This is a genomic window from Calidithermus chliarophilus DSM 9957, assembly GCF_000430045.1.
Lineage (GTDB): Bacteria > Deinococcota > Deinococci > Deinococcales > Thermaceae > Calidithermus > Calidithermus chliarophilus.
Map to the genome: position 1 here is coordinate 601,021 of NZ_KE387027.1, position 4,745 is coordinate 605,765.

Genomic DNA, 4,745 nt, shown 5'->3' on the forward strand with positions numbered 1-4,745 from the left:
GCCGCCTCGAGCCGCTCCAGCAGGGGCCGGGGCCAGCCGCCCGAAGCCTGCCACAGCGCCCGCACGAAGGCCTCGGGCGGCTCCCAGCGCAGCCGGCCGCGCAGCAGGACGCGGGCCGACTCGAGGGAGAGGGGCTGCAGCTCGAGCTCCGCCAAGAGCGGGGGCACGGGCCACTCACCCCCGCTCCCGCCCACGGCCACGCCCGTCACCGGGCCCTGGGGGTCGCTCATCAGCTCGGCGAGCACCTTGCGGCTGGCCACGTCGAGCTCCTCCGGCCGGTCCACCAGCCACAGCACCGGCCCTTCAAGCTGCCGCAGGGCGGCGCTGCCCTGCCGGATCACCGCCTCGGCGAGCTCGAGGCCCACCCCGTCGAGCAGCGCGCCGTAGGGGTGGGTGGCGTAGGCGCGGCGGCCGGTGAGCCAGAAGGTGCGGTAGCCCAGCAGCCGGGCGCTGCGCTGGGCCTCCTCGAGGAAGCGCGTGTGCCCAGCCCCGCCGGGCCCCGCCGAGCGCAGGAGCCCCCGGCGGTGCTGGGGTAGGGCGCGCAGGAAGTGCTGCAGGCCGAGCTGTACGGCCTCGCGCTCGAGCCAGCGCGTCTGCTGGGCCTCGGCCTCGTCGAGGGCCTCCACCAGCCGCGCGCGCCCTTGCCGCTTGGCGCTCAGCAGGTACTGGTCGGCCCGCTCGAAGAGGGCTTCGGGGGTGTCGGCCCCGGCCCGGCTCGTCGCCAGGCCGATGCTCAGGGTGAGGGAGAGGGGCGGGTTGCCCGCGAAGGGCCGCGACTGCACCACCCCCAGCAGCCGCTCGGCCAGCAGGGCGGCCTGGACCTGGTCGGTGCCCGGCAGCAGCAGCACGAACTCGTCGCCCCCGTAGCGGAACAGGCGGTCGTGGGCGCGGATCGCGCCCTGCACGCGCTCGACCAGCTCGCGCAGGACGGCGTCGCCGCGCGGGTGGCCGAAGGTGTCGTTGATGCTCTTGAAGTGGTCGAGGTCGAGGATCAGCAGCGCGCTCTCGTCGCCGGTGAGCTCGGCCTCGCTGAGGGCGGCCTCGAGGCTGGGGAAGAGCTCGGCCCGGCTCAGCGCGCCCGTCAGCGGGTCGAGCTGCGGCGAGATCATGGGCGCTCCCGGGGCATGAGGCCATTTTACGGGCAAAAGAACCGGGCCCTGGTCAGGTCTGTGGCATCATGGGCGCGTGGATTGGATACAACCTTACATCGGCCAGATCAGTTTCGGCGGCATTGCGGGCTTCGCCACCGGCTACACCATCAACAAGGTGGGCAAATTCGTGGCGGTGGCGTTCGGCATCATCTTCATCGTGGTGCAGGTGCTGGCCTCGATGGGCTACCTCAGCGTGGACTGGACCCGCATCCAGCGCGACGTGGAGCCCTTGTTCCAGCAGGAGCAGCTCAAAACCGCCTGGGACCGCCTGGTCGCGGTCCTCACCACCAACCTCCCCTTCGGGGGGGCCTTCGTGGCCGGGCTGGTCCTGGGGCTGCGCAGGGGGTAAACCGTGCAGAAGTGGACGCGTCTTCTCGGCCTGCTCTTCCTCCCGCCCCTCCTCCCCTTCGGCCTGGCGGTCCTCCAGGACGCGCTGCGCATCGCCCGGCGCGGCCTGTGCGAGGGCTGGATGGACGCGCCCGACTACCCCTGCACCGTGGGTCAGTACCTCGGCCAGTGGGTGCTCAGCCCCTTCGGCGCGGCCATCTTCGCCGCCTACCTCATCCCCTGGGCCCTATTGCTGGCCCTGCTGTACCCGGCGGTGCTGTGGGCGCGGCAGGCCTGGCGGCGCTACTCGCGGCCCGGAGCCCTCGAGGGCTGAACCGCCCGGCTATCGCCGCAGGACCTCGAGCGGCGTGGCGATGAGGTCCACCTGGCGCTCGGGCTCGGCGTAGAGTTCTTCCATCAGCATCATAGGGTGGGCCAGGGTGGCCCAGGGCGCGGCCACCGGCAGGTGCCGGGGCGGGAAGCCGTAGCCCTTGCCGATCCAGCCGAACTTGCGGTCTACGGCCACGCAGCCCACGAGCACCAGGTCCAGCGGGGTGTCCTCCAGCCGCACCGGCTTGCCGTAGCGGGTGATGTCGCGCACCCGCTTGAGCAGCGCCGGCTGCACGTACTCCAGCAGCAGGAAGTGCCCGCCCTTGTCGGGGTGGGGCATCACCAGCCGCTTCCCCGACTTGAGCACGGCCTCGCGCAGGGGCTTGAGCACCTGGTCGGGGCCGGCCAGCACCGTCTCGGCCTTGAGGAAGGGCTCGAGCCCCATCAGCTTCTCGGCCGCCTTGCCCGCCCCCACGAAGTTGGGGTGATGCCCGTGCGGCGGGGTGGGGTAGACGGCGGCCCGGCGCTGGGAAAGCGCGTTCCAGACCTGTTCGCGTAGCTGGCCTGTGGTCACGGGATAAGTATAGGTCGTGCGTCGGACGCTGAACGCCGAACGCCGATAGCCGATAGCCAAACGCCAAACGCAAAACGCAAAACGCCAAACGCAAAAAGCTTTTTCTTCACCCCCCTTAACAAGGGGGGCCGGGGGATACCCCCTCCCCGCGGGCGGGGGGGTTGGGGAGGGGTTGCCACGAACCTTTGGCTGATGGCTGACCGTTGACGGCTGACGGCTTATCGCTGGCAGCTCCCATTCCCCCGTCCCACGCGCTACGGGCCTCCCTGAACCTATTCCCCTACAACCACTCGAGCAAATGCCTCGCGTACGCCTCCAGGCACGCTTTGCGCTCTTCCTCGCTCATGTAGCGGGGGCCGTAGGCGATGAAGGGGGGGAGGGCCTGCATGCCTACGAAGGCGAAGGTGCCGTAGTGGAGGGGCTCGAGGAGGTGGGCGAGGTCGCGCTGGGGGGCGGCGGCGTAGTAGTCGGCCTTGTAGCCCACGGTCATGACCACCAGGCCCTTCTTGCCCTGCAGGAAGCCGGTCTCGAACTCGTGGGTGTCGTCGTAGGCGAAGCCGTAGGCCATCACGCGGTCGATCCAGCCCTTGAGGATGGCGGGGGGGCCGTACCACCAGTCGGGGAATTGCAGGATGAGCCGGTCGGCCCGGCGCAGCTTCTCGATCTCGGACCGGGCGTCGGGGCGCATCTGCCCGGTGATCTCCGCCGCCGAGAGCACCGGGTCGAAGCCCATGGCGTAGAGGTCGGAGAGCTCGACCTCGTGAGCGGCGGCCTCGAGCGCCCGCAGGCCCGCCTCGAGCAGCGCCGAGTTGAAGGAACGGGGCTTGGGGTTGGCGTAGACGTAGAGCACCCTCATGCCCCAAAGCCTACCGTGCCCGGGGGGCTACTTGGACTCGGTGGTCTCGAGCAGCCTGCGCGCCTTGCCCTCGGGCAGGATGAACCCGCCCGACACCACGTACTTCAGCGCCTCCTCGATGGTGATCTCGAGGGGGATCACCTCGGCGGTGGGCACGATGATCGCCATGCCCGAGGCCGGGACCGGCGAGGTGGGCACCAGCACCACCGTGTAGCCCTCGGGGAGCGGGGGGAGCCGCTTGCCCACCTCGGCGGTGGCGATGAAGCAGAGGGTGTAGACCCCCTTGCGCGGGTACTCGATGACGGCCGCCCGCTGGAAGTGCACCTCGGGCTGGCCCAGCAGGGTGTGGGCGATCTGCTGCACCGCGTTGTAGACCTCGCGCACCAGCGGGACCGACTTGAAGCTGCGGTCGATGCCCGCCAGGAGCACCCGGCCCACGTAGTTCCCCGCCAGGACTCCGGCCAGGATGATCATGCCCAGCACCGCCAGGATGCCGATGACCGGCAGCAGGGGCAGCAGCCAGGGGGGAGGGGTGAGCCCCACCACCCGCATCAGCGCGGTGATGATGTCGGCCGAGGAGTTATACACCCACACCAGTACGTAGACCGTGACGGCCAGGGGCAGCAAGGCCAGCAGCCCCCCGATGAAATAGCGCTGGAGTCTTATAGCCATACCTTGCCCCCAGTTTATTGAGGCGGGGGAATTCGCTTTGGCAACCGGGCCCGCAATTAATCCCTGCTCCAGCGGGGCTCGAGGCCCTGAGGGGCGCTTCTCATTTACGGGTGCTAGTGTGAGGCCCGTGAACGTCTTGGCCGACTGGCTGTTCGTGCTCGTGTGGGCCGTGGGGCTGGTGGGCACCTTCGTGCCGGTCCTCCCCGCGACCCTCATCATCCTGGCCGGTGTCCTGCTGCACGAGCTGCTGGTGGGCTTCTCCGAGGTCTCCCGCCTCACCTGGGTGTGGCTGGCGCTGACCGCGGCGGCGGCGATGCTGGTGGACAACCTGGCGGGCCTCATCGGCGCCCGGCGCTACGGGGCGGGGCGGGCCGGGGTGTGGGGCGCCTTCCTGGGCGGCGTCGTAGGCCTGTTCGTCCTGCCGCCGCTGGGCGTGTTCGTGATGCCCCTGGTGGGGGCGCTGGCCGCGGAGAGCCTCAGCGGCAAGAGCGGCGGGGCGGCCTTGCGGGCGGCCTGGGGCACCTTCGTGGGCATGCTGGGGGGCATGGCCGGCAAGTTCCTGCTGCACCTGATGATGGGGATCCTCGTGCTGCGGGCCATCTTCTGAGGGGCGACGTGACCTGGGGCGTGCAATCCGGCGGGCGGGCCTGGCTGTACCTGCGGCTCCTGCCGTTGCTCTTGGTGCTGCTGTGCGCCAACGCCGAGACCCGCCAGGCGGTGAGCGGGGCTCTCGAGCACGTCTTCTCCTCCCCGCCGTGCTCCGGCCCCGCCTGCGTCGCCCTGGAGCCCCCGCCCGCCAGCCCGGCCCTGCCGGGCCCGGTCGTGCAGCCCCTCA

General features: G+C 70.7%; 8 protein-coding genes. 4 read left to right on the top strand and 4 right to left on the bottom strand.

The genetic code is table 11. The features are described from left to right. A partial coding sequence (locus MEICH_RS30335; RefSeq protein WP_245587719.1) for a GGDEF domain-containing protein occupies window positions 1–1,109 on the bottom strand: 1,109 nt, incomplete at its 3' end. A gap of 76 nt (window positions 1,110–1,185) precedes the next feature. Here MEICH_RS30335 and MEICH_RS0119930 point away from each other — a divergent pair. Continuing rightward, the gene (locus MEICH_RS0119930) at window positions 1,186–1,500 is read left to right on the top strand and encodes an FUN14 domain-containing protein (protein ID WP_027894055.1); all 315 of its coding nucleotides are present in this window, start codon (window positions 1,186–1,188) and stop codon (window positions 1,498–1,500) included. Window positions 1,501–1,503: 3 nt separating this feature from the next. Then, complete coding sequence (locus tag MEICH_RS0119935) at window positions 1,504–1,812, top strand: hypothetical protein (protein ID WP_027894056.1); 309 nt, start codon at window positions 1,504–1,506, stop codon at window positions 1,810–1,812. A gap of 9 nt (window positions 1,813–1,821) precedes the next feature. Here MEICH_RS0119935 and MEICH_RS0119940 read toward each other — a convergent pair whose 3' ends face one another. From MEICH_RS0119940 to MEICH_RS0119950, 3 genes are all read right to left on the bottom strand, one after another. Next, window positions 1,822–2,382, bottom strand: coding sequence for a 5-formyltetrahydrofolate cyclo-ligase (locus MEICH_RS0119940; RefSeq protein WP_027894057.1), 561 nt, complete (start codon window positions 2,380–2,382; stop codon window positions 1,822–1,824). A 280-nt stretch (window positions 2,383–2,662) separates the two neighbouring features. Further along, the gene (locus MEICH_RS0119945) at window positions 2,663–3,238 is read right to left on the bottom strand and encodes an NAD(P)H-dependent oxidoreductase (RefSeq protein ID WP_027894058.1); all 576 of its coding nucleotides are present in this window, start codon (window positions 3,236–3,238) and stop codon (window positions 2,663–2,665) included. A gap of 27 nt (window positions 3,239–3,265) precedes the next feature. Then, complete coding sequence (locus MEICH_RS0119950) at window positions 3,266–3,904, bottom strand: DUF502 domain-containing protein (RefSeq protein ID WP_027894059.1); 639 nt, start codon at window positions 3,902–3,904, stop codon at window positions 3,266–3,268. A gap of 133 nt (window positions 3,905–4,037) precedes the next feature. Between MEICH_RS0119950 and MEICH_RS0119955 the strand changes: the two genes are divergently transcribed. Beyond that, complete coding sequence (locus tag MEICH_RS0119955; RefSeq protein WP_027894060.1) at window positions 4,038–4,517, top strand: DUF456 domain-containing protein; 480 nt, start codon at window positions 4,038–4,040, stop codon at window positions 4,515–4,517. A gap of 8 nt (window positions 4,518–4,525) precedes the next feature. Next, window positions 4,526–4,745, top strand: a 220-nt coding sequence (locus MEICH_RS29580; protein ID WP_036219765.1) for a hypothetical protein, incomplete at its 3' end; no start/stop codon positions are given.

Bases quoted from the DNA above. Each gene is read 5' to 3' on its own strand.
- MEICH_RS0119945 (WP_027894058.1), bottom strand. From the start codon at position 3,238: ATGAGGGTGCTCTACGTCTACGCCAACCCCAAGCCCCGTTCCTTCAAC.